Annotated in this window: 22 protein-coding genes and 1 pseudogene; 10 read left to right on the top strand and 13 right to left on the bottom strand. The window is 64.2% G+C overall.

What is annotated here, in order from left to right; translation table 11 throughout:
* Positions 1–12: 12 nt before the first annotated feature.
* From OXS31_RS03160 to OXS31_RS03190, 7 genes are all read left to right on the top strand, one after another.
* The gene (locus tag OXS31_RS03160; RefSeq protein ID WP_042135738.1) at positions 13–1,179 is read left to right on the top strand and encodes an iron-containing alcohol dehydrogenase; all 1,167 of its coding nucleotides are present in this window, start codon (positions 13–15) and stop codon (positions 1,177–1,179) included.
* Entirely contained in the window at positions 1,176–2,429 is a 1,254-nt protein-coding gene (locus OXS31_RS03165; protein WP_144960319.1) for a four-carbon acid sugar kinase family protein, read from the top strand. The genes OXS31_RS03160 and OXS31_RS03165 overlap by 4 nt, the downstream gene beginning before the upstream one ends.
* Complete coding sequence (gene pdxA, locus OXS31_RS03170; protein WP_267397919.1) at positions 2,422–3,441, top strand: 4-hydroxythreonine-4-phosphate dehydrogenase PdxA; 1,020 nt, start codon at positions 2,422–2,424, stop codon at positions 3,439–3,441. The genes OXS31_RS03165 and pdxA overlap by 8 nt, the downstream gene beginning before the upstream one ends.
* Positions 3,442–3,502: 61 nt before the next feature.
* Positions 3,503–4,915, top strand: a complete 1,413-nt coding sequence (locus OXS31_RS03175; protein ID WP_267397920.1) for a sodium:solute symporter family protein — start codon at positions 3,503–3,505, stop codon at positions 4,913–4,915.
* On the top strand, positions 4,902–6,032 hold the full coding sequence (locus tag OXS31_RS03180; protein WP_077172217.1) for an exo-alpha-sialidase: 1,131 nt from the start codon (positions 4,902–4,904) through the stop codon (positions 6,030–6,032). The genes OXS31_RS03175 and OXS31_RS03180 overlap by 14 nt, the downstream gene beginning before the upstream one ends.
* A gap of 11 nt (positions 6,033–6,043) precedes the next feature.
* Positions 6,044–6,727 carry an SDR family oxidoreductase gene (locus tag OXS31_RS03185; protein ID WP_139346959.1) on the top strand — a complete coding sequence of 228 codons (684 nt, stop codon included), beginning with the start codon at positions 6,044–6,046 and terminating at the stop codon, positions 6,725–6,727.
* 55 nt (positions 6,728–6,782) lie between these two features.
* A complete protein-coding gene (locus OXS31_RS03190) occupies positions 6,783–7,544 on the top strand; it encodes a DeoR/GlpR family DNA-binding transcription regulator (protein ID WP_267397921.1) in 762 nt (253 codons plus the stop codon).
* A gap of 293 nt (positions 7,545–7,837) precedes the next feature.
* Here OXS31_RS03190 and OXS31_RS03195 read toward each other — a convergent pair whose 3' ends face one another.
* On the bottom strand, positions 7,838–9,166 hold the full coding sequence (locus tag OXS31_RS03195) for an APC family permease (RefSeq protein ID WP_267397922.1): 1,329 nt from the start codon (positions 9,164–9,166) through the stop codon (positions 7,838–7,840).
* 107 nt (positions 9,167–9,273) lie between these two features.
* Positions 9,274–10,089, bottom strand: coding sequence for a carbon-nitrogen hydrolase family protein (locus OXS31_RS03200; RefSeq protein WP_267397923.1), 816 nt, complete (start codon positions 10,087–10,089; stop codon positions 9,274–9,276).
* Between the two features lie 140 nt (positions 10,090–10,229).
* On the opposite strand from OXS31_RS03200, the gene OXS31_RS03205 reads away from it, so the two are divergent.
* On the top strand, positions 10,230–11,012 hold the full coding sequence (locus OXS31_RS03205; RefSeq protein WP_074584381.1) for a LuxR C-terminal-related transcriptional regulator: 783 nt from the start codon (positions 10,230–10,232) through the stop codon (positions 11,010–11,012).
* Positions 11,013–11,406: 394 nt separating this feature from the next.
* Here OXS31_RS03205 and OXS31_RS03210 read toward each other — a convergent pair whose 3' ends face one another.
* The 9 genes from OXS31_RS03210 to OXS31_RS03250 all read right to left on the bottom strand — a co-directional run bounded on the left by OXS31_RS03210 (position 11,407) and on the right by OXS31_RS03250 (position 19,799).
* On the bottom strand, positions 11,407–11,766 hold the full coding sequence (locus tag OXS31_RS03210; protein WP_027596893.1) for a RidA family protein: 360 nt from the start codon (positions 11,764–11,766) through the stop codon (positions 11,407–11,409).
* Positions 11,727–12,893 carry an FAD-binding oxidoreductase gene (locus tag OXS31_RS03215; RefSeq protein WP_252977092.1) on the bottom strand — a complete coding sequence of 389 codons (1,167 nt, stop codon included), beginning with the start codon at positions 12,891–12,893 and terminating at the stop codon, positions 11,727–11,729. Before OXS31_RS03215 ends, OXS31_RS03210 begins: the two co-directional genes overlap by 40 nt.
* A gap of 13 nt (positions 12,894–12,906) precedes the next feature.
* Positions 12,907–14,286 carry an NAD(P)/FAD-dependent oxidoreductase gene (locus OXS31_RS03220; protein WP_267397924.1) on the bottom strand — a complete coding sequence of 460 codons (1,380 nt, stop codon included), beginning with the start codon at positions 14,284–14,286 and terminating at the stop codon, positions 12,907–12,909.
* On the bottom strand, positions 14,283–14,630 hold the full coding sequence (locus OXS31_RS03225; RefSeq protein WP_042135778.1) for a (2Fe-2S)-binding protein: 348 nt from the start codon (positions 14,628–14,630) through the stop codon (positions 14,283–14,285). The genes OXS31_RS03220 and OXS31_RS03225 overlap by 4 nt, the downstream gene beginning before the upstream one ends.
* Positions 14,620–15,759, bottom strand: coding sequence for an FAD-dependent oxidoreductase (locus tag OXS31_RS03230; RefSeq protein WP_267397925.1), 1,140 nt, complete (start codon positions 15,757–15,759; stop codon positions 14,620–14,622). Before OXS31_RS03230 ends, OXS31_RS03225 begins: the two co-directional genes overlap by 11 nt.
* On the bottom strand, positions 15,756–16,553 hold the full coding sequence (locus OXS31_RS03235; RefSeq protein ID WP_042135782.1) for an ABC transporter permease: 798 nt from the start codon (positions 16,551–16,553) through the stop codon (positions 15,756–15,758). The genes OXS31_RS03230 and OXS31_RS03235 overlap by 4 nt, the downstream gene beginning before the upstream one ends.
* A 5-nt stretch (positions 16,554–16,558) precedes the next feature.
* Positions 16,559–17,431, bottom strand: a complete 873-nt coding sequence (locus OXS31_RS03240; protein WP_150338357.1) for an ABC transporter permease — start codon at positions 17,429–17,431, stop codon at positions 16,559–16,561.
* On the bottom strand, positions 17,418–18,491 hold the full coding sequence (locus tag OXS31_RS03245) for an ABC transporter ATP-binding protein (RefSeq protein WP_267397926.1): 1,074 nt from the start codon (positions 18,489–18,491) through the stop codon (positions 17,418–17,420). The genes OXS31_RS03240 and OXS31_RS03245 overlap by 14 nt, the downstream gene beginning before the upstream one ends.
* A gap of 234 nt (positions 18,492–18,725) precedes the next feature.
* Complete coding sequence (locus tag OXS31_RS03250) at positions 18,726–19,799, bottom strand: ABC transporter substrate-binding protein (protein WP_267397927.1); 1,074 nt, start codon at positions 19,797–19,799, stop codon at positions 18,726–18,728.
* 223 nt (positions 19,800–20,022) lie between these two features.
* Between OXS31_RS03250 and OXS31_RS03255 the strand changes: the two genes are divergently transcribed.
* On the top strand, positions 20,023–20,916 hold the full coding sequence (locus OXS31_RS03255) for a LysR substrate-binding domain-containing protein (protein ID WP_267397929.1): 894 nt from the start codon (positions 20,023–20,025) through the stop codon (positions 20,914–20,916).
* Positions 20,917–20,940: 24 nt separating this feature from the next.
* On the opposite strand, the gene OXS31_RS03260 is transcribed toward OXS31_RS03255, so the two are convergent.
* Complete coding sequence (locus OXS31_RS03260; RefSeq protein ID WP_346659867.1) at positions 20,941–21,066, bottom strand: AlpA family phage regulatory protein; 126 nt, start codon at positions 21,064–21,066, stop codon at positions 20,941–20,943.
* A gap of 658 nt (positions 21,067–21,724) precedes the next feature.
* Here OXS31_RS03260 and OXS31_RS03265 point away from each other — a divergent pair.
* Positions 21,725–22,018 (top strand): annotated as a pseudogene (locus OXS31_RS03265) (JAB domain-containing protein); the annotation flags it as partial.
* 267 nt (positions 22,019–22,285) lie between these two features.
* Here the strand turns inward: OXS31_RS03265 and OXS31_RS03270 are convergent.
* Entirely contained in the window at positions 22,286–23,101 is an 816-nt protein-coding gene (locus OXS31_RS03270) for a hypothetical protein (RefSeq protein WP_267397931.1), read from the bottom strand.
* Between the last annotated feature and the right edge of the window lies 1 nt (position 23,102).

Raw genomic sequence — 23,102 nt, forward strand, 5'->3', positions numbered from 1 at the left:
TCCGGAGCGCCCATGTCCCTCTATCATTTCCAGACCGTCAAACACCTGGTTCACGGCGCTGGCGCCCTGGATCAGCTCGGCGACAAGCTCGCCCTCCTCGACGTCCCGCTGCGCCGCGTGGTGCTGGTCACCCAGAACGCCATGCACGGCCTGGGCGTGACCGAGCGCGTCAAGGCGCAACTAGCCGCCCGCGACATCGAGGTGGCCGTGATCGACAACGTCGAGATCGAGCCCACCCTGGAGAACATCGAGCAGGTCTTTCGCGAGCAGGTCGCGCCGCGCCAACCCGACGCCCTGCTCGCCATCGGCGGCGGCTCGGTGCTGGACGCCGCCAAGTTGTTCGCGGTCATGCTCACCAACGAGCAGTCGCTCAGATCCATGCTGGGTATCGACCAGGTGGCCCGCGCCGGGCTGCCCACCGTGCTGGTGCCGACCACTGCCGGCACCGGCTCGGAAGTGACCCCCAATGCCATCGTCACCCTGCCCGACGAAGAGCTGAAGGTGGGCGTGGTCAGCCGCCACCTGCTGCCCGCCCTGGTCCTGCTCGATCCGCTGCTGACCCTGAGCCTGCCCAAGGCCATCACCGCGGCTACCGGGATGGACGCCTTCACCCATTCCCTGGAGTCCTTCATCTCCAACAAGGCCAACCCGGTCAGCGATACCTTCGCCTTGGAGTCCATGCGCCTGATCGCCGGCAGCATCGTCGAGGCCTACCAGCAGCCGGATTCGGTACCGGCCCGCAGCGATATGCTGCTCGGCTCCACCTATGGCGGCGTGGCCCTGACCGCCGCCGGCACGGCCGCCGTGCATGCCCTGGCCTATCCCCTGGGCGGCAAGTTCCATGTCACCCACGGCGTGGCCAACGCCATGCTGCTGCCCCATGTCATGGCCTTCAACCTGGACAGTTGCGCGCCACGCCTGAAGCGCGCCGCCCTGGTCTGCGGCCTGGCCCGCGAGGAGGACAGCGACGAAGCCGCCGCGCACAAACTGATCGAGCAGATCGCCGCCTGGACCGCCACCCTGGAGATCCCACAGGACCTGGCCGCCTTTGGTGTCCGCGAGGAACACCTGCCAGAGATGGCCGTGGCGGCATCCAAGGTCACCCGGCTAATGGTCAACAATCCCAAGCCGCTGAGCCTGGACGACATCCAGGCGCTGTACCGGCGCCTGCTGCCATGACCCGCCTGCTGATCCTGGCTGACGACCTCAGCGGCGCCGCCGACTGCGCCTTGGGCTTCGCCAAGGCCCAGGCGACCCGGGTGCTGCTCGACGCCGAGGCCCTGGATGCCCAGGCGCCGGTGACGGCACTGGATCTGGACAGCCGTCGACTGGATGCGCGTGCGGCGGCCGCGCGCCATGCCGCACTGCTCGGGCACCCGGCGTTGGCGGGCGCCGCGCTCTACAAGAAGATCGACTCCACCCTGCGTGGCAATGTCGCCGCCGAGGTAGCGGCCCTTACCCCGCGTGGCCTGGCCCTGGTCGCGCCCGCCTACCCGGCACTGGGCCGCACGACCCAGGGTGGCCTCCAGTACCTGGACGGCGTACCGGTCGACCAGACCGATGTCTGGCGCAACGAGGGCCTGACCGGTAGCGCCGACCTGGTCGCTCAACTGACCGATCACGGCATCAGCTGTGCGCGGCTCGATATCGCCACCCTGCGTCAGCCGGTGGCCCTGGCCGCCGCCCTGCGCCGCGCGCTGGACAGTGGTCTGCCCGCGCTGGTCTGCGACGCCGAGCGTCAAACGGACCTCGAGGCGCTGGGCCGGGCTTCCGCGCCCCTGGCGCAGCAACTGTTCTGGGTCGGTTCGGCAGGTCTCGCCGAAGCGCTGCCCGCTGCCCTGGGCCTGACCGGCCATACCGCACTCCGCCCTCCAAGCGACGGCCCGATCCTTACGGTGGTGGGCAGCATGTCCCGGCACTCCCAGGCCCAGGCCGAACGTCTGGTGGCGGGAAGCGGCCAACACTGGCAGCGGCTGGCCCCTGCCTGGCTGCTGGAGCCGCAGCGCGCCGCCGAGCGTACCGCGCTGGCCACGGCCCTCGCTCGGCAACTCGCCCGCGGCGAAGACGTCCTGGTGAGTCTTGACCAGCAGGCCCGAGACCCGCGCCAGGCCGTGGCCCTGAGCCAGGCCCTGGCCGAATTGCTGCAGCCCGCCCTGCAGGAGTCCGCCGCCCTCATGGCCACCGGCGGCGAGACCGCTCGCGCCCTGCTCGCCCAGGCCGGCATCACCGCGCTGGACCTGCACGGCGCCCTCGCGCCGGGCGTGGCCCTGGCCAGCACCCGTTGGCGTGGCCGTGCCCTGCGGGTAGTGACCAAGGCCGGCGGCTTCGGCCAACCCGACACCCTCCTCGACGCCTGGCGCCACCTGCGCGCCAGCCTACCCGCACAGGCCGCCCCGGCCTCCCTGCAGAAGGAAGCCCACCATGTCTGAACGTCCCGTCATCGGCATCACCATGGGTGACGCCACCGGCGTCGGTCCCGAGATCATCATGAAGTCCCTGGCCCACGCCTCGGTCTACGACAGCTGCCGCCCGCTGGTCATCGGCGACGCCGGTCGCCTAGAGGATGCCAATCGCATCGTCGGCGGTCGCCTGCAGATCAACGCCATCGAGCGGCCCGATCAGGCACGCTTCCAACCCGGCGTGGTGGATTGCATCGACCTCGGGCTGATTCCCGCCGACCTGCCCTACGGCAAGCTGTCCGCGCTGGCCGGCGACGCCGCCTATCGCTACATCGAACGCACCGTGCAGCTCACCTCCGCGGGCGAACTCGACGCCATCTGCACCGCCCCGCTGAACAAGGAAGCCCTGCACGCGGGCGGCCATATCTTCCCGGGCCACACCGAGCTGCTGGCGCACCTCACCGGCACCGAGGAGGTGTCGATGATGCTGATGACGCCGATCCTCAAAGTCATCCACGTCACCACCCATATCGGCATCATCGATGCCATCGCGCGCATCGAGCCGGGCCTGGTCAAGCGCACCATCGAACGTGCCCACGCCACCCTGCAACGCGCCGGCATCCAGGACCCGCTGATCGCCGTCTGCGGCATCAATCCCCATGCCGGGGAGAACGGCCTGTTCGGCTACGGCGAGGAAGAGACCAAGATCCAGCCCGCCATCGACGAGCTGCGCGCCCGCGGCTGGCGCGTGGAAGGCCCGCTACCCGCCGACACCCTGTTCTTCCGCGCGGGGCGCGGCGACTTCGACTGCGTAGTGGCCATGTACCACGACCAGGGCCACGGCCCGGTCAAGGTCATGGGCCTGGAAGCCGGGGTCAACGTCACCGTCGGCCTACCGGTGATCCGCACCTCGGTCGACCACGGCACCGCCTTCGACATCGCCGGCAAGGGCATCGCCGACGAGCGCAGCCTCATCGAAGCGCTGCGCCAGGCCACCGAACTCGCCAGCCGGCGCCGTGCCAGCCAGGCCGCCATCGCCTGAGGAACGACCGCTTTTCCCGTAACGCCAGTGCTATCCAACAACAACAACAGGAATCACTCGCATGCAAACCTTCGACGTGCAAAGCACCGCCATCATCGTCGGGATGGTGGTGGTCTACATCCTCTTCACCACCTGGCTCAGCATCCGCCTGCGCAGCCGCACCAGCGGCGAATTCATGGTGGCCGCGCGCAGCATGCCGGCCTTCGTGGTGGGCATCCTGATGATGTCGGAGTTCATCGGCGCCAAGTCCACGGTGGGCACCGCCCAGGCCGCCTTCGAGAGTGGTTTCGCCGCATCCTGGTCGGTTATCGCCGCGGCCATCGGCTTTCCGCTGTTCGGCCTGCTGATGGCGCGCAAGCTCTATGCCTCCGGCGAATTCACCATCTCCGGTTTCATCGCGCAGAAGTACGGCCTGTCCACCAAGCTGATGGTGTCGATCATCATGATCTACGCCCTCCTGCTGGTGAACGTAGGCAACTACGTCAGCGGCGCCGCGGCCATCGCCACGGTGCTCAAGATCAACCTGCCCACCGCGGCCTTCATCACCGCCATTGTCAGTACCCTGTACTACGTCTTCGGCGGGCTGAAGAGCGTGGCCTACGTCAGCATCCTGCACACCTCGGTCAAGTACGTGGGCGTGCTCATCGTCCTGGGCGTGGCCCTGCACATGACCGGTGGCTTCACCCCGGTCATGCAGAACATGCCGGAGCACTACTTCACCTGGGACGGCGCCATTGGCGGCAGCAAGATCTTCGCCTGGATCATCGGTACCGTCGGAGCGATCTTCTCCACCCAGTTCATCATCCAGGCCATCTCCTCGACCAAGGATGCCCGCGCCGCCCAACGCTCCACCTTCCATGCCTCGCTGCTGTGCATTCCCATCTCCCTGGCTCTGGGCTTCATCGGGGTCGCGTCCAGGTACCTGCATCCGGAGATGAGCAGCCTCTATGCCCTGCCGGTCTTCCTGCAGTCGATGCACCCGGTACTGGCCGGCGTGGTGACCATTTCCCTGGTCGCCTCCATCTTCGTCAGCGTCAGCACCGTGGCCCTGGCCATCGCCTCGCTGGTGGTCCGGGACTTCTACGTGCCGCTGCGCAAGCCCACGCCCGAGCGTGAATTCAAGGCTACCCGGGTGATCTCGCTGATCATCGGCTTCGTGCCGCTGTTCTTCGTGTTCTTCGTGCCCGAGATCCTCAACCTGTCGTTCTTTACCCGGGCGCTGCGCCTGTCCATCGCGGTGATCGCCATGATCGCCATCTACCTGCCGCTGTTCGCCACCAACCGCGGTGCGACCCTGGGCCTGCTGGCCTCGACCATCACCACCAGCGTCTGGTATCTGCTGGGCAATCCCTATGGCATCGACAACATGTACGTTGCCTTGGCGACGCCTGCCATCGTCGTGGTCATCGAACGTCTCTTTCCCCAGCCCGCCGCCAAAGCCGCTCCTGCCGAGGTCCCCCATGTCCATCACTGAAATCGCCATCGCTGGCCGCCAGGACAGCTTCCTGCCGACGCCCTATCCGCAGAACCACGCCGCCAACCTGCTGGCTCAGCCTGACGGCACCCTGCTGTGCACCTGGTTCGCCGGGACCCAGGAAGGCAAGGCCGACATCTCGGTCCTGCTCAGCCGCCGCGATCCGAAGACCGGCATCTGGAGCGAGCCCGTGCAACTGTCGGACGACCCGACCCGCTCCGAGCAGAACCCCATCCTGTTCCAGGCGCCGAATGGCCCGTTGTGGCTACTGTGGACGGCTCAGGTGGCCGGCAACCAGGACACCGCCATCGTTCGTCGTCGCCTATCCACCGATGGCGGCCACAGCTGGGGCGCCATCGAGACGCTGATCGACACCCCCGGAACCTTCGTTCGCCAACCGCCGGTGGTGCTGGCCAACGGCGACTGGCTGCTGCCGATCTTCCACTGCATCGCCCGCCCCGGCGAAAAGTGGGTAGGCAGCCATGACACCAGCGCCGTGCTGATTTCAGGCGATCAGGGCCGTAGCTGGACCGAACATGCAGTACCGGAGAGCACCGGCTGCGTGCACATGAATATCCAGCGGCTGGGTGACGGCAGCCTGCTGGCGCTGTTCCGCAGTCGCTGGGCGGACTTCATCCACGCCAGCCGCTCCCAGGACGGTGGTCGCAGCTGGAGCGTCCCCACCCCGACGGCCCTGCCCAACAACAACTCGTCCATCCAGTTCGTTCGCCTCACCAGCGGCGAACTGGTGGTGGCCTACAACCCTACTAGCGCCGCCGAGTACAGCGAGCGCCGCGCCTCGCTCTACGACGAGATCGACGATGGCGACAGCCGCGTCGATCCGGTGGCGAAGGATGGTGAGCGCAGCGCTGTCTGGGGCGTGCCGCGCGGCCCCATGAGCCTGGCCGTGTCTACGGATGAGGGGCATACCTGGCGACGTCTGGATGTTGAAGCCGGCGATGGCTACTGCCTGACCAACAACTCCACCGAGAAGCTCAATCGCGAGTACTCCTATCCCAGCCTGGTACAGGCGGCCGACGGGGATGTGCACCTGGCCTTCACCTACTTCCGCCAGCGCATCAAGCACGTCCGGCTGCCACTGGCGGCGCTGCGTTAGAGGAGATGGCGATGATGACTCCGCCTCACGCCCTGGTGACCGGCGTCAGTTCCGGCATCGGCGCGGCCATCGCTCAGCGACTGCTCGCCGAAGGCTGGCGGGTGACCGGCCTCAGCCGCCGCCCGCCAGAGCAAACGCATCCGGCACTGACCTGGATCGGTGTCGACCTGGCCGATGACCAGGCGCTGGATGGCGTGCTGGCCAACATCGGCATGCTCGACGCCATCGTCCACGCGGCCGGCTTCATGCGTACAGCGCCACTGGGCGCCCTGGACCCGGCCGACGGCGCGGCCATGTGGCACCTGCACGTCGCCGTGGCCAGTCGGCTGGTGGACCGCCTGATCGAGCGCCTCGCTACGGGTGGTCGCATCGTGCTGATCGGCAGCCGCACCATGCAGGGCGCGGCCGGACGCAGCCAGTACGCTGCCACCAAGGCGGCCCTGGTGGGCCTGGTGCGCTCCTGGGCGCTGGAATCGGCCTCGCGGGGCATCACCGTGAACCTGGTGGCACCCGGGGCGACCGAGACGCCCATGCTGCGTGACCCGGGCCGCGCCGGCACGCCACCGCGGCTGCCCCCGCTGGGTCGCTACGTGCAGCCTGAAGAGGTTGCGGGCCTGACCGCCTTCCTGCTCGGTCCGGATGCCGGCGCCCTCACCGGCCAGACGCTGACGGTCTGCGGTGGCGCGTCGCTGTGATGTGGGGGAAGCGTGACTGCGCTAGAGTAGCGCGGTCTCTCCCGATGGATTCCCCATGAAGGTCGCCAAACGTCGCCAGGCCATCCTCGAGCTGGTCCTGGCTGGTCACACCAACGTCGAAACCCTGTGCCGGCATCTGGGGGTGTCGGAAGCCACGGTCCGCCGCGACCTGACTGCCCTCGCGGAGGAAGGCCAGATCCTGCGGACCTATGGCGGCGCGACCCACATCGGTACCCGTGAGCCGGAGCCGTCGCTGGAGCAACGCAGCAGCCAGTCCGGTCCAGAGAAAGCCCTCCTCGCCCGCGCCGCTCTTGCCCATATCAACGACCACGACACCCTGGTGCTGGACGGCGGCACGACGACCGCCGCGCTGGCCAAACTGCTCAGCGAGCGGCGCGGTCTGCACGTCATCACCAACAACCTGCTGGCGGTGCCGCTGCTGCGTGATCTGCCTGAAGGCCACGTCACCCTGCTCGGCGGCGACCTGCGCCCCGGCAGCATGTCCACCTTCGGCCCGGCGGCCTTCACCATGCTGGAGCGACTCTCGGCAGACAAGGTCTTCCTCAGCGCCGACGGCGTGGTCGCCGGCCGCGGCCTCTGTGAGGCCAGCACTGAGCAGGCCTACCTCAAGGAATTGATGATCCAACAGGCCGCTGAGGTCTTCGTGCTTGCCGACTCGACCAAGCTGGGCCGGGATCGCCAGCAACACTGGACGCCGCTAAAGACGGACTGGACGCTGATTACCGATGCGACGGCGGGTGAGGTTCTGACGCCGTTCAGGCAGCTGGGATTGGTAAGGGTCGAAGTGGTTTCCTGAGCGCTAACGCGCTGATCTACGCAGGGCCTTGGCGTAAGGATCAGTCATTAAAAGCGGTAGGCGGCTGTGATCCACACACCAGCTTCATTCCAGGCGTGCTTTGGGTGCCACCCCTAAACCGTGTCGCCGGCTCCTGACGCCAAACCTTGGCCGGCGCCTGAGCTGAGTGCATAGAGGCCACCCGCAGCCGATACGGCAATGGTTCGGTATGTGGCCACCGGCGAAGCAGCTGTACTCACACGCCTTCGCCAGCTTGGCTGGGTACCTGCCCTGCACAGCGAAAAGCGCGTTACTTACCCTTGCTCAGCTTCGAAACTAAGTGCGGGCGGGCGACTACAAAAACCTCCCGTCAGCCAAGCCAGATAGAGTCCACCGAGCAGCAGCCAGCTGCAGCCAAGCATGATCGCCAAGCGGTCAAGACTGATCATCAGCCAGAGCGTCGCCAACATACCGATGAGTGGACACAGTAGGTAGAGCACCAGTTGTAGGGGGCCACGCTTCTGCGGCTGGCGTGCGAAGTGAACGATCACTGAGAGGTTCACGAGGCTGAACGCTAGAAAGGCGCCGAAGTTGATGAATGAGGTCGAGGTGGTGACATCGAGCCTCAGGGCCAGCAGCGCCACTACCGCGCAGACCAGGATAGCGCCTACCGGCGTACCGAAGCGCGGGCTCAGGGTGCCCAGTAGCGCCCGGGGCAGCACGCCATCGCGGCCCATGGCGAACATCAGTCGCGAGGCGCTGGCCTGCGCCGACAAGCCCGAGGTGAACTGGCCCACGATCAACCCGATCAGGAAGACCGACACAAACAGGTCACCCCCGATATTGCGCGCGATCTCGTAAGCGGCCGCATCGCTGCTTTCAAATAGGGTGGACGGATGGGCCAGCTGAACGAAATAGGCCGTGACCACGAAAATCAGTCCACCGATCAGGGTGATCAGCAGGATCGCCCGAGGAATGGTGCGCTGGGGGTCGCGGGTTTCCTCGGTCAGGGTGCTGACCGCATCAAAGCCCAGGAAGGAGTAACAGGCTACCGCCGCGCCGGCCATCACCAGGGACAGGTTCACGCCCTCGCCCAAGAACGGTTGCAACGACAACAGCGGCTTGCTGGCGTCGCCCAGCACGTAATGCACGCACAGCGCCACGAAAGCCAGCAGTACCAAAAACTGCACCAACATCAGTACGCTGTTGATGCCCTTGGCCAGGTGCAGGCCAAAGATGTTGATCACGCTGGTGACCAGGATGAACGTCAGCACCCAAACTGCCTGGGGTAGCTGCGGGAACGCCGAATGAAGGTAAGCCGCGCCAATCAGCCAGATCGCCATCGGCAGGAAGAGGTAGTCCAGCAACACCGCCCAGCCGGCGATGAACCCGAGGTGATCGCTGATGCTGTGGCGCACATAGCTATAAGCCGATCCGGCTACCGGAAACAGCTTGGCCATGCGCGCGTAGCTCAGCGCGGTGAAGCACATCGCCACCGCAGCGGCCAGGTAAGCCGCTGATACGGCACCGTGGGTAATCTCGGCAAGGATGCCGAACGTGCCGAGTACGATGATCGGCGTCATGTAGGCGATGCCGAACAGCACCACCGCTCCTAGAGAGAGGGATCGTTGCAGACGAGCCATTACTGGTTACTCCCATTTTATACGTTGTTATGGCAGGACCGAAGTCGGCAAAAGCGCGCGGCAAGGCCGCAACGGGCGCGTCTGTGGCGCCCTTCAGAAGGAAAATGTCAGGGGATCAGTAGCTCACGCACGCCATTGGCATGGTCGATACGCGTACCTGGCAGCGTCATGCGGCGCTCTTCCAGGTAGCGATAGTCACGGCGGGCTTCGGCCAAGCGATGAAAGTCCAGGGAGATGGACTGCGCGCAGGGCTCTCGACCGGCTTCCAGCAGCAGGCTGCCGTTGGGGTCGACCACTGCACTGCCACCGGCGAATACCAGACCGTCGTCCCCTGCGCCGACCCGGTTGGTCATGACCGCATAGGCCTGGTTTTCCATCGCCCGCGCCATAATCGCGGTTTGGTGCGTCGGCCCGTAGGGGTCCATGTTGCCGTTGGTGACGATCAGCAGCTCTGCGCCAAGCTCACCCAGGGCCCGTGCGCTCTCAGGGAATTCGATGTCGAAGCACACCAGCAAGCCGACCCGTACGCCGTCCAGCAGCGCAGTGGCGTAGCGATCGCCCGGCGCGAACACGCCGCGATCCGACGCCCACAGGTGCGTCTTGCGGTAGGTCAGCACAATGTCCTGCCCGTCCATCAACACAGTGGTGTTATAGAACGTGCCACCGTCGTCTTCTGCAAAACCGATGGCAACAGCCAGCCCACGCGCAGCCGCTGCCTTGCCGATGGCGGTCAGGCTCGGGCCATCCAAAGGCTCAGCCAGGGCCGCAACGTTTTCTGGCGTCGGAAAGCCCGTCAGGTAGGTCTCCGGGAACACCAGCAGGCGAGTGCCCGCCCTGCACGCCGCGATAGCCTGCAGGGCCTGGGCGAGATTATGGGCCGTATTACCATCACGACCGGTGAGCTGAGCGAGTTCAACTTGCATGACGGGGCTCCGTTCCTAGTGTTGCATCACGTGGGGGGGCAAACACAGAATGCGAACGCCCCTCCGTCCGAAGTCGAGTATGGAGGCGGAGCCACACAGGCGGAATTACGCACGCGGGGTAACCCCATAGGGGTAGACAGATGACCATGACCTTGCACGACATCGCCTTCCATCAGACCGTGGCCGAACTCATCGAAGCGCTCGAACGCCCGCATTTTTGGCGTGCTATGACCCGCGCGCTGGAGCAGTACGTACATCACGACAGCTGGGTGGCCCTGATCTTTAGCGAGGGACGCCCGCAGGTGTTAGCCGAAAGTCCCGCCGACGACGGTGCACCGGACCGGCTCTTTCAGGACTACCTGCACGGCCTGTACCTGCTCGACCCCTTCTACATCGCCAGTCGCGAGAGCCAGCGGGAAGGTCTCGTGCGCTTGAGCGAAATCGCGCCTGATTGTTTCGAGCAAACGGACTACTACCAGCGCTATTTCAGCCTCAACGTGGTCGCTGACGAGGTGCAATTCAATGTTGCCCTCCCCAGTGCTCGAACGCTGTGTCTGTCACTGGGTTCACGGCAACGGTTTCAACCCGAGCAGATAGCCCTGCTCTCCCTGGTAGCGCCCTGGGTTACGGCACTGGTGCGCCAGCGCCTGCGGTACGAGCCGGAGCCCAGCGAGCCAACAGCCGCTCCCCCTTGGCAGGAGCGCCTTGAGCGGATGGCTCGCCAAGTGGAAACGGCGCTGACCGGTCGCGAGTTGGAAGTGGCGCGCCTGGTCCTCAGCGGGTACTCCAGCAAAGAGGTGGCGCGCAAATTAGCCATTTCGGCTGAGACCGTGAAGGTGCATCGCAAGCACGTCTACAGCAAGCTGGGCATCAAGTCGCAGTCGGAGCTGTTCGCGGTGTTCCTGCAGGCTCAGCGCGGATGACGGCAGCAAGCTGGGTAAGCCGGTGACCTAGGCTTCATGGTCTAGACACGCCTATGAACCATGCCGCTGCGGATCTTCATGCGTCTATGCTAGGCGAGTTGCCTGCACCATCGCTCAGGGGTTATTGGACGAGAGGGTCCGCCGAAAACTTTCCGGCTCCCGGTACACCAGCGCTCAAGCGACTACCGTCGAGTAGACACGGCGGTTGGGCCTGGTCGAGCAACCTTGCCAGCCCTAGGCCTCCCCCTTTGCCCGACGAACGTCTTACATCACGCACCCGCTCCAGCGATCTTCGCAGGTGTGTAGCCAGGTCAGCCGTACCCCACAAACGGGCTCTGCTAAAGGTTTGAGATAAGCGCAGCGTCCCATCGAACGCGAGCCACTGCGCCTGTCTTCACTCCGCCGCCGCGACAATGGCGATCTCGACCAGCAATTCCGGTGCCGCCAGCCTGGATTCCACCGTGGCCCGCGCGGGTGCCTGCCCTTCCGGTGCCCAGGCGTCCCACACCTCGTTCATGCCGGCGAAGTTGGCCTGGATGTCCGAGAGCCATACCTGGGCGCTGAGGATGCGCGTTTTGTCCAGGCCGACCTTGGCCAGGTAGTCGTCGATCTTCTGCAGCACCTGCGCGGTCTGCCCCTTGATGTCCTGGGTGCGATCATTGGCCGTCTGGCCGCCGACGAAGGTGATGCCGCCCTTGTACTGGACGACCCGGCTCATGCGCTGGTTGGTTTCGATACGGGTAATGGGTTGCATATAGGCTCCTTGGGTTGCCTGGGGGTTGAGAAATCTCTGTGGAAGCGATCGATGGCAAAGGCCGCGAGATCGATGGGTGAAGACTCGCCCAGCACCAGCTGCGCGACGCGCTGGCCGGTGCCGAGACTCATCTGGAAACCGCTGCCGCAGTAACCGAACGAGTAGGTCAGGCCACTGGCGCGACTGCTGCTTGAGATGACGGGCAGATCGTCCTCGGTGAAGGCTTCGATACCGGACCAGGCGCGGTTGATGCCCAAATGCCTGAGGTGCGGAAAGAGATCCGTCACGGTCTGGGCGCTGGTCACGAGCCGAGCGATATCGACCTCGCCGTGGCGGGCATCGAAGTCCAGGGCTCCGATCAACTTGCCGCCAATGACCACCGTGCCGTTGTCGAATTGCTTGAAGGACAGGGCGCGGCCGGTGGCGCCGAGTACCTGCCTGCAGAAGGGCGCTACCCGGTGGGTCACCATCAACATCAGGCCTTGCGGATAGGTGGGTACCGGCTCGCCCACTTCGGCAGCCAGGCGCCCCGCCCAGGCACCGGCCGTCACCACCAGCTGGTCCGCCGCGAACCGCCCTTGGCGCGTCTCGACCTGCCAACGGGTGCCTCGCTGCATGATGGCTAGCGCAGGCGTCTGCTCATGCAGCACCACGCCCAGGCGCTCCGCTGCCTGCCGAACCGCCGTCACTACCCGGTAAGGCGTCGCGTAGCCATCGTCCGCCACCCAGATGCCTCCCACCACATGGGGCGCCACCGTCGGCAGGAGTTCGAAGACCTCCTGCCGATCGACGAGCACCTCATGGGAGAAACCATGCGCCTGGAGGTGAGCGACTCGGTCCCGACATTCCTGCAGCTCCTCGTCGCTTTCGGCCAGCTTGAGCTGACCGCTGGCGACAAAGCTCGCATCCGTCCCCAGCAGCGCCGGCAGGTTGTGCCAGAGCGCGCGCGACGCCAGCGCCAGGGGGATTTCCGCCAGGTGCCGGCCGAGCGTCCGCACCCCGCCGGCGTTCACGCCAGAGGCATGTCGCCCGGCATAGTCGGCTTCGAGCACGACCACCCGCACGCCGCGCTGCGCGAGATGCCAGGCCGTGCTCAACCCATGCAGCCCGGCGCCAATGACGATCACGTCCGCCGTCCTGTCAGCCACTGGCGAGTTCTCCCAGGGTGATGGGTTTGATCGGTGGCCGAATGCGGTAGTAGCCCACCTCGTCGGGCGTGAGTCCGCGGGACTTGGCGATGATCTCGGTGACGGTCAGTCCGCACATGCGTCCCTGACAGGGACCCATGCCGCAGCGACCGAAGGATTTCGCCTGATTGGGCCCGCTGCAGCCCAGCTCGACGAAGCGCCGGACGTCGCCCGCCGTTACCTCTTCGCAGCGGCAGATGGTGACGTCGTCACGCGCGGGAATCCGGTTCTCCTCGCGCGGGCGATACAGGGCATCGAGGAAGGGGCGGATACGCAGGTTGCGCTCCAGCTCCGCACGCAAGGGAGCGGCCTGGGCATCGCGCTGCGCCGGGGTGATCTGGCCAAGACTACGCGCCAGCCCCAGTGCCGAGAGTTGTCCTTGCAGCGCGGCCGCCTGGGCACCACCGATGCCCGCGCCATCGCCGGCCACCGAGATGAAGGGCACGTCGAGCGCGCCCCACTGATCGACTTCCGGGACGAAGCACAGCTGCGCGTCATCCCAACGATGCTGGGCCCTCAGCGCCTGGGTGAACTGGATGTTCGGCACCACACCCTGGTGCAGCAGCACGGTGCTGGCCGGCAAGCGATGCGACTGCCCATCGACGACGAAGCGAAGCGCCTGCGCCTGCCCTTCCCCCTCGACCTGGAGTTGTTCGGCACCGGTGTAGTGCGGGACCTCTCCTTTGCGCAGGGCGCGCAGCAGCGAGACGCCCTTGCGCAGATAGGGCCAGGCCCGCAGCGCCGCCAGCAGGTGCCCACGGGCGCGCCAGTAATCCTCACGTCGACTGGTGTCCACCAGGCCCCCAATGGGTATACCCGCCCGCAGGTATTGCCAGCCGAGCAGGTATAGCAGCGGTCCGCACCCGGCCAGCACCACCGGTCCCTGCGGACCGATGCCAGCGGTCTTGAGCAGGATCTGCGCGGCTCCGGCGGTCATCACACCGGGCAGGGTCCAGCCGGGAATGGGAAAGGGTCGCTCCATCGCACCGGTCGCCAGCAGCACGGCCCTGGCGGCGAAGGAACGTACCTGTCCGTTCTTGAGATAGTGCACCTGACGCTCGCGGGTGATCTGCCAGACGGAGGCACCCGTCTCAAGGCGCACGGTCGTGCTCTTCACCGCATTCGCCAAGTCGGCGCCAGCCGCATAATCCGGCCCGAGCAGCGTACGCCGTGCCGCTGAGGCGCTGTCGATACCGCGATAGATCTGTCCGCCCACCGCCGACTGCTCATCCAGCAGCACGACGGAGAGTCCCAGGTCCGCCAGGGTGCGGGCCCCGGCCATGCCGGCCGGGCCCGCGCCGATGACGACGACGTCCACAGGTTCGAGATTCATGGCTGCACCTCCATCACCACGGGTTCGGCAGCGGTGAAGGGCAGCTCCCGGGCGCCCTGCTGCGAACGGATACGCATGCCGTCGGCCGCCTCGATCAGGCAGCTCTGGCGACTCGGCACCCCGTCGATCTCAACCAGGCATTCGAAGCACACGCCCATCATGCAATAGGGTGCACGGGCTTCACCGCCCACCGGCGAGGTGCGGAACTGCCGTACGCCGGCCAGCAGCAAGGCGGCGGCAACCGTGAGACCGCTCGGTACCTGGAAGGCCTGGTCATCGAAGGTCAGGGTGATGAGGCGGCCGCCTTCGGCATCGATGCGGCGAAACAAGGAATCAGTGGGCATGGGAAAACACCTCCCCCGTAAGAAAACGTTCGCCAGCGAACACCGCCAGCTCTTCCGGCTGAACACCGCCGCGGACCCAGGGCGCGATCCGGGTCGCGTGCGCCGCGGCCAGGGTCACGCCGCTGTGGCAAGTGACGACGAAGGCACCGGGATGCGAAGCGGACTCCTGATAGATCGGATAGCCGTCCGGGCTCATGACGCGCAAGGCGCCCCAGGCGCGCACCAGGCGTACATCAGCCAGCAGCGGAAAGGTGTTGACGCCGCGCTGGGCGATCCGGGCGAGCACGTCGGTAGTGGTCAGGTCGTTGAAGCCGACCTCCTCCATGGAATCGCCGAGCTGCACGCTGCCCTCGTCGGTCTGGCGCACATTGATCGTCGGGTAGTCGAGGAAGGGGCGAACCCGCTCACTGACCAATACCTGCCCCCGATTCGGCGCGACCGGCGCATGCAGCCCGACCTGCTCCCCCAGCGCTCGATTGCCCAGGCCTGCCGCCAGCACCAGGCGCGGCGCGGTGAAGCGCTGCCCCGGCGTGACCACGGCGAATTCGCCCGGCGCGGAATCGATCCGCTCGACCGACATCCGCCCCAGTATCGTCGCCCCGTGGTGCCGCGCCCCGGCGTACAGAGCGCGCAGCAGCTTGAGCGGATTCACGTGGCCATCCATGGGCGTGTAGCTCGCCCCGACGACCTTCGGACCGATACCGGGCAAGCGTGCCCGCAGATCTGCTCGGTCGAGCATCTCGAAGGGGTAATCACCCAGGCCCGCCTGCATACCGGCCAGCCGCGCCTGCCGCTCTGCCAACTCCTGATCGGAAAAGCACATATGAAAGCCGCCGGGCTGCTTCAGGCGGACATCGACGTCCGTCTCCTGCAGCAAGTCCTCGGCCAGCCCTGCCCAGGCCAGCGCCGAGGACCGCGTCCAGCGGGAATATTCGAGGCGGTCGAAGCCCTTGCCCTGCACCCAGACCAGGCCGAAGTTGCCCCGCGAGGCGCGGAAGGCGTCATCGCCCTGGTCGAGCACCAGCGTCCTGGTACCGGCCTTTGCCAGGCCATAGGCGACCGCCATGCCGACCAATCCACCGCCAACCACGATGACCTCTGCCGAGGTGGGTATGCTGCTGTCGTTCATTGCTTCTCTCCGATCAGCACGCGATCCAGGCCAACGAGCCGATCCAGCAGCAGCATCACCGCCAGGGTCCCCAGGATCAGCACCGTAGAGGCCGCCGTGATCAGGGGATCGATGGTCTGGGCGATCTGGTTGTACATGGCGACCGGCAGGGTCGTGGTGCCTGGCGTGGCGACGAAGACCGTCATGGTCAGCTCGTCGAAACTCTGGATGAAGGCGAGCAGCCAGCCACCCACCACGCCGGTGCGGATCCGCGGCAGGATCACCCGCCAGAAGGTCTGCAGCCGATTGGCGCCCAGGGACAGCGCCGCGTGCTCCGCATCGCGCTCGAGGCCGATGGTGGACGCCAGGGTCAGCCGCAAGGCATAGGGCAGCACGACGATGACGTGGGTGATGCTCAGGGCCCACAGCGAGCCGCCCACCTGGGCGAGGGAAAAGAAGCGCAGGAAGGCGATCCCCAGCACCACCGAGGGAATCATCAGCGGCGACATCAGGAAGCCCGTGATCGCCCCGCGGCCGGGAAAGTCGTAGCGACTGATGGCCAGCGCCGCGGGGACCGCTAGCAGGGTGGCGACCGTCGCCGACACCAGGCCCAGCTTGAGCGACAGCCAGAAGGCATCGACCATTTCCTGATTGGCCCACAGTGCCTGGAACCAGCGCAGCGACAGGCCACCGGAGGGCAGCGAGATGAAGCCTTCGCCGGTAAAGGACACCGCCATCACCACCACCAGCGGCGCGACGATGAAGGCGATGAAGAGCGTATGAAAGGCAAGGGAGAAGAAACCGTTCCGGTACATGGCGATCACTCGAAGACGTGTTTGAAACGGCGCTCGGCCAGCCGGCTGCAGCCCACCACGATCACCAGGTTGGCGATCAGCAGCAGCACCGCGATGGCGGCGCCCAGCGGCCAGTTCAGCGAGCCGAGGAATTCGTCGTAGGCAGCCGTGGCGACCACCTTGAGGCGTCGCCCGCCGATGATCGCGGGGGTGGCGAAGGCCGAGGCCGCCAGGGCGAAGACGATGATCGAGCCCGAGAGGATTCCCGGCACGATCTGCGGCAGCACCACCCGCCTGAAGGTCGTCATCCGCGAAGCGCCCAGCGACAGGCCGGCCTGCTCTACCTGCAGATCGAGCTTCTGCAGGCTGGCCCAGACGGCGATCACCATGAAGGGCACCAGCACATGCGTCAGCGCCAGCACCACGCCGAACTGGGTAAACATCATGCGGATCGGAAAATCGATGATGCCCAGCGCCTGCAACGCCTGGTTGATCAGGCCATTGTTGCCCAGCAGGATGGCCCACCCCAGGGTGCGCACCACCACCGAGATGAGCAGCGGACCGAGCACCACGAGCAGGAACAGCGATCGCCAGGGCGCCCGCATCCGGGCGATGATGAGCGTCTCCGGTACGCCGATCAGGACCGAGCAGATGGTCACGGCGAGCGCCATTCCTCCGGTACGCAGGAAGATCTCGTGGAAATAGTCGTCGCCGAATACCTCCAGGTAGTTGGCGAGCGAATACACGGGAATGACGCCCTTGGTGTCACTGAACAGGTTCAACGACAGCATGGCCGTGAGCACCAGCGGCGCCGCCAGCAGGGTCAGGAAGACGAGAAGCGCAGGGCCAGTCAGCAGCCAGGGGGCACTGCCGACGCGCTCGGCATCATAGGTGGCCATGGGACACCTCCCGGCCGAGCAGGCGCAGGTCATCGTCCAGCCAGGTCAGGCCCACCTCAGACCCTTCCAGCGGCGGCGGCGCGCCGAGGTTCGGCTGCGTCAGGTTCACCGGCCCCAGGGGGCTCTCGACGCCGATCAGCCAGAGGTTGCCGAGGAACACCCGCATGCGCACCGTGCCGCGCAAGCGCGCTTCGGCAGGATCGGCCAGGCGAATCTTTTCCGGCCGCAGGTAGACGTTTACATCGCCGTCGAACTGATGTCCCTCATGAGGGATATGCAGCATCAGACCGTCGACCTTGACCTCGTAGCAGCGCGGCTTGCGGGTCTGGACGGCACCCGGGAAGGCATTGGTCTTGCCCAGGAAGCTCGAGGCGAAGGGGGATTGGGGCCGCTCATAGGTCTCGAACGGCGAACCGATCTGCACGATGCGCCCCCCGTGCATCACCGCGATACGGTCGCTCATGGTCATCGCCTCCACCTGGTCATGGGTGACCAGGATGGTGGTGATACCCAGGTCGCGCTGGATGGCGCGCAACTCGATGTGCATGTCCTCGCGCAACTTGGCGTCGAGGTTCGACATGGGCTCGTCCAGCAGCAACAGGTCCGGGCGGATCGCCAGGGCGCGGGCGATGGCCACCCGCTGACGCTGCCCGCCGGACAGGGCCTTGGGATAGCGCTCGCCCAGACCCTGCAGCCGAACCATGTCGAGCGCCGACTTCACCCGCTCCGCCCTGTCGCTGCGCGGAACACCGCGCATCTCCAGGCCGAAGCTGACGTTTTCGGCCACGGTCATGTGGGGGAACAGGGCATAGCTCTGGAACACCATCCCTAGCCCGCGCTTCTCCGGGCGGACATGGGTGATGTCACGCCCGTCCAGCACGATGCGCCCGGCTGTGGGCTGCACGAAGCCGGCAACGCTCTGCAGGGTCGTGGTCTTGCCGCACCCCGAGGGGCCGAGCAGGGAGAGAAACTCGCCTTTCTCCACAGCCAGATCGAGTCCGGCGATGGCGGTGAAGTCACCATAGGTTTTGACGAGGCCGTCGAGGATCAGAAAAGCCATGGGCATGCCTCCGGCGATCACGAGGGCGTGATCACTGTTCGTCCAGGGGAGGTGGGAGCGGACGGTTAGCAAGGGGTAACCGGCCGCTCGATCATTGAGCGAATTGGAACCGGACGATGGCGAAATGGACGTGAGGGCTTGGCGCTACAACTAGCGGATGGGCAGTCCGGCGGGACCGTCCTCTCCACTCGCAATCCCCAGTGTCATTTCATCGCCGTCTGGTCGGTACGCCCTCTACCGCTCGATGGTCCTGTTCCAGCGCGTCGTCCACTCGGAACGCTTCTGGTTGATGGTGTCCCAATCGACCTTGAGGAGGCTGTCGACCTTTTCCTGGCCATAAGGCATACGCGCAGCGAGTTCCGGCGGCAGCTTCACAGTGCGATTCACCGGAGCAAAACCGTTACTTTCGGACTGGATCTTCTGGATTTCCGGCGACAGCACATACTGAATGAATTGCTGGGAGAGTTCGGACTGCGCATTGGGCGTGACGGAGCAGGCGGCCACCTGGAGGGCTACAGCGCCCTCCTTCGGATAGATGAACTTGAGCGGAAAGCCGGTGTTTTGCAGCGCCACCGCCCGACCACTGCCGTACACCGCCATGACCACATCACCGTTCTGCATCATCCCGTCCATCTCACCCGGCGCACTCACCCAGGCCAGCACGTTGGGCGCGATCTTCTTCTCGAACACCGCGAAACCCGGATCGATGTCTTTCTCGCCGCCGCCATTGAGCCGCGCCATCTCGATCAGCGAATGCAGGCCGTAGGTATTGGTGATCGGCGGCATGCCCAGCAGTTGCCGATACTTCGGATCTTCGAGGTCAGTCCAGGACGTCGGGGCCGCCCACCCGCGCTTCTTGAAGGCTACTTCGTTGTAGCCGATCCCGGTAGCAACCATACCTACCGCAGTCGCCTCGGGACTCAGACGCGCTAGGGGATACAGGTCCTGGTAGACAGGCGCATCCGTGAGCTTTTCGCAGAACCCGAGCTGCAAAGCCTGGTACATGGGGCCGTCGTCCATCATGGCGACGTTGATCTGTTGCCGTCCTTTCTGCGCCTGCAGCTTGGCCAGCGTTTCAGTCGAGTTGCCCGACACATACACGACCTTCACCCCATGCGCCTTTTCGAAAGCGGGAATGACGCGCGTCTTGTACATCTGCTCGGTAGAACCGCCGACGCCGGCGACGTACAGCGTCGTTTCAGCGTGAGCAGGAAGCGTCATTCCGGTACCGGCTGTGGCCAACAGCAGCGCGGACAGACCCTGACGCAATGAGATGGATGAGGTACGGACGAGATACGGACTGGTCACGGGCAATGCTCCCTTTTTTGCGTTGCGGCAGATCGAGAACGTCGTGAGGACACGACCGGAAGATCCAGGCATCCGCCTCCGAGGACATCGCGGTAACCGCCATTCGGAAACGCTTTCTTTTTATGGGGCCATTTGGCTTGTGACCGAGTATTGTCAGCCTGAACCCATAGGGTCAAATACGAAGGTACGGGTTAAGTATTCATATTTGATATGGAGAACTCTGTTGAATCTCAGACAGATCGAGGCCTTCCGCAGCGTGATGCGTCTAGGCTCCATGACCGCGGCGGCGGAAGCGCTGCACACCTCGCAGCCCAATGTCAGCAGACTGATCGCCCAGCTGGAGCTGAGCACCGGACTCAAACTGTTCGAGCGCGCGGGGGTACGGCTGATACCCACGAAGGAAGGCAGCGCCTTCTTCCAGGAAGTGGAACGGGCCTACGTAGGGCTGGACAGCCTGCGCCAGTCGGCCAAGAACATCCGCAATCTGGGTACCGGCCGACTGCGGATCGCGGCGGTACCCTCGACCGGCCTCACGCTTATCCCCCTCGTCATAAAGGATTTCGTCGCGACCCGCCCTGAGCTGACCGTCTCCCTGCACATGAACGCCTCGCCCACTGTGGTGCAGTGGGTGCAATCTCAATTCTGCGATTTGGGCGTGGTGGTCCAGCCCAGCGACGCCGGACCCCTGGAAACGCTGCTTATCACCCGGCTCCGCGCCGTCTGCGTCCTGCCGCCAGGCCATCGACTGGCGTCGCAAGAAGTCATCAGAGCGCAGGATCTTCACGGCGAGAACTTCGTCTCCCTCTGCCACGGCGACGGCACCCGCGAGCAGATGGACAGGGTGTTCGAGCAGGCCGGTGTCGAACGTAAGCTCGCCGTGGAAGGCCAGTACAGCTCCATCACCTGCGAGATGGTCGCCGCCGGCATGGGCGCCGCCCTTATGAGCCCGAACGTCGCCCAGGATTTCCTGCACAAGGGCATCACCATTCACCGCTTCGAGCCGGAGCTGTTGTTTCCAGTTTATGTGGTTGCACCGGCGGGATCGGGCCAAACGCCGCTGGCAACAGACTTTATTCAGGCATTACAAAAGCACTACGCAGCGCACTATCCGCACTGAGGGCTGACTTCAATACCTCTCTACTCACACGGGATCATATCGAGGGGATCTCTCGTTAATTCGGTCATAGATCGTTGACCTCGAAAGTACAACACGTTCTTGAACCTGCTTCATTCTAAGAATTCTCATCTGCGAGTTCCTTTGATCCATAGGCGCTTCTCCTCTTCGAGTGCCGAAGCTGATGGAGCTGGACTATAGGAGCCGGCCGGGGCGATGTCTTTACGTGTGCTTCGTGTAAAAAAATACTGAAAGCAAACACACCACCATAGGCGCTGTAGATGGGGACCTACAGGCGTAATCTGGCCTCGCACTGCCGACTCGATCTTGCCTTGCTGGAGGGCCCGCCAACCGCGGCCAGGAACTTACTTTTGCTTAGAAAGGAACCAACTGAAAAAGCGGAGGAAGCGCCTAGGTGCGGCAGTGCACGCCGTTTAGGACCCCGTATTCGGACAGGCTAAGTGTGGATAGCGATACCCATTAAAAAGATTTCAGGTCTGTATTACTCATTAGCAGCCGGCAATACATACCCGCATGCCCCAACAACTATTAAAGGAGCTTAGATAATGAGTATTTGCTGTCCTTCCTGCGGTTCTCTTCGAGTGGTTGCACGTAATGAGGGCCGGAAGATCGGAGGTGCTATTGGTGCCGTTGGCGGCACAGCCAGCGGAGCTGCCGAAGCTATGGCAGGAGCACAGCGCGGCGCACTAATCGGGTCTTTCGCTGAACCTGTGGGAATTACTATCGGCAGTCTCGCCGGTGCTATTCTAGGCGGCCTGGCAGGAGGAACTGCCGGAGGGCTCGCCGGGGCGAGCTATCCCAGGGCACCCTGGATAGCGCAAGCATCTACCTCAGGGAAGTCGTCAAGATCGCTCTGGAGCACAACGCCGCCGCCATCATTCTGGTTCACAACCACCCATCCGGCGACCCCGAACCTAGTCAGGCTGACCGTACGCTAACTCACAAGTTGAAGGAGGCGTTGAACCTGGTCGGCGTGAGAACGCAGGACCATATCGTAGTGGGCAGAGAGGGGTGCCCATCGCTGGCGGAACTGCACTTTTATAGGGGGCCAACCATGAAGGAGCTACGAAACTTATCGCCATAATCGTATTCACCAACATCTTTTCGGGCTACATTGCGGCGCTTCCGCTGTCGGTGCTCGTGGTGCGCTTTACACCACCACTTGGTTCGGTGGTGGTGGCAGGCTAAATTTGTCGTTGGGGCGAAGAGCAACATAGATCAACCATCCAGCGAATAGGGTAACCCAGCGCAGGCGGCCGTTAGGCTGCTCGCGACGGCTGCTTCGCTTTGTTTTTTGTCCATTGTCCAGTAGCATCCGGGATGACCCACCGGTTGGTCATATCTGTAGCTTCTACCGTTCGAATACCGCGGCAATTACAGCTTCAGGCGCCTGCTTACGGATGCATGCTTCTGCAACAGATGAAAACTCTGCGTCGTATTTCACTTTTTCTTTTAAACGGGCAATTGAGCTTTCCTTCATAATCCAAACCAATGCGTGAGCGCCATAGGCTCTAGCACCACGATAGTCCTGAATGGTCGCAAGACACTCATCCCATTTTTTTGCACGCTTTTGATTTAAGCGATCGATTCTATTTAAGCCAAGAATTTCGATAGTTTTTTCTGCTTTAAATATTTCTAGATCATCAATGCCGCCAGCTAATACGGCAATGCACCCATCGTCGTCGCGGTCGTAGGAAATTAACCGTGCCTGATCCGTTAACGGGTCGATTAGTACTGTACCTTCTAGCCGAAGCTGCACTTCCGGGCAGTTCACAGCGGCGCGCCGTTCACCTTCCATCAAAGGAAAAAGATCACTCTTTTTAGAGTTTATTAAATGACCGGCAATGACATAGTTTTTCCAATTAAAAGTTAACCACCAATAGCCGTCTTCGTAACTGCCATCAAGATTCCTAATCCGCCCTTTCGGCCGAAAATGGTCAACGTGAATCGGTGAGATGGACTCCTCCGCTTCGGTGTACCAACATTTATTGGAAAATTGGCCCATTAGCCAATTACGAATACGATCATCACGCCAGAAACCTTCATATCTATCGACTATCGCTTGGCGCGCTGCATCGTTTGTAGCGGCCTGCAGTTGCGCAGTAATAGCATCAGCCTCGGCGACCCAGTCAACTGGTGGCGTACCGTTAATAATTACCTTGCGCATG

Origin of the sequence: Pseudomonas sp. GM_Psu_1, from assembly GCF_026544185.1 — a bacterium.
GTDB lineage: Bacteria > Pseudomonadota > Gammaproteobacteria > Pseudomonadales > Pseudomonadaceae > Chryseomonas > Chryseomonas oryzihabitans.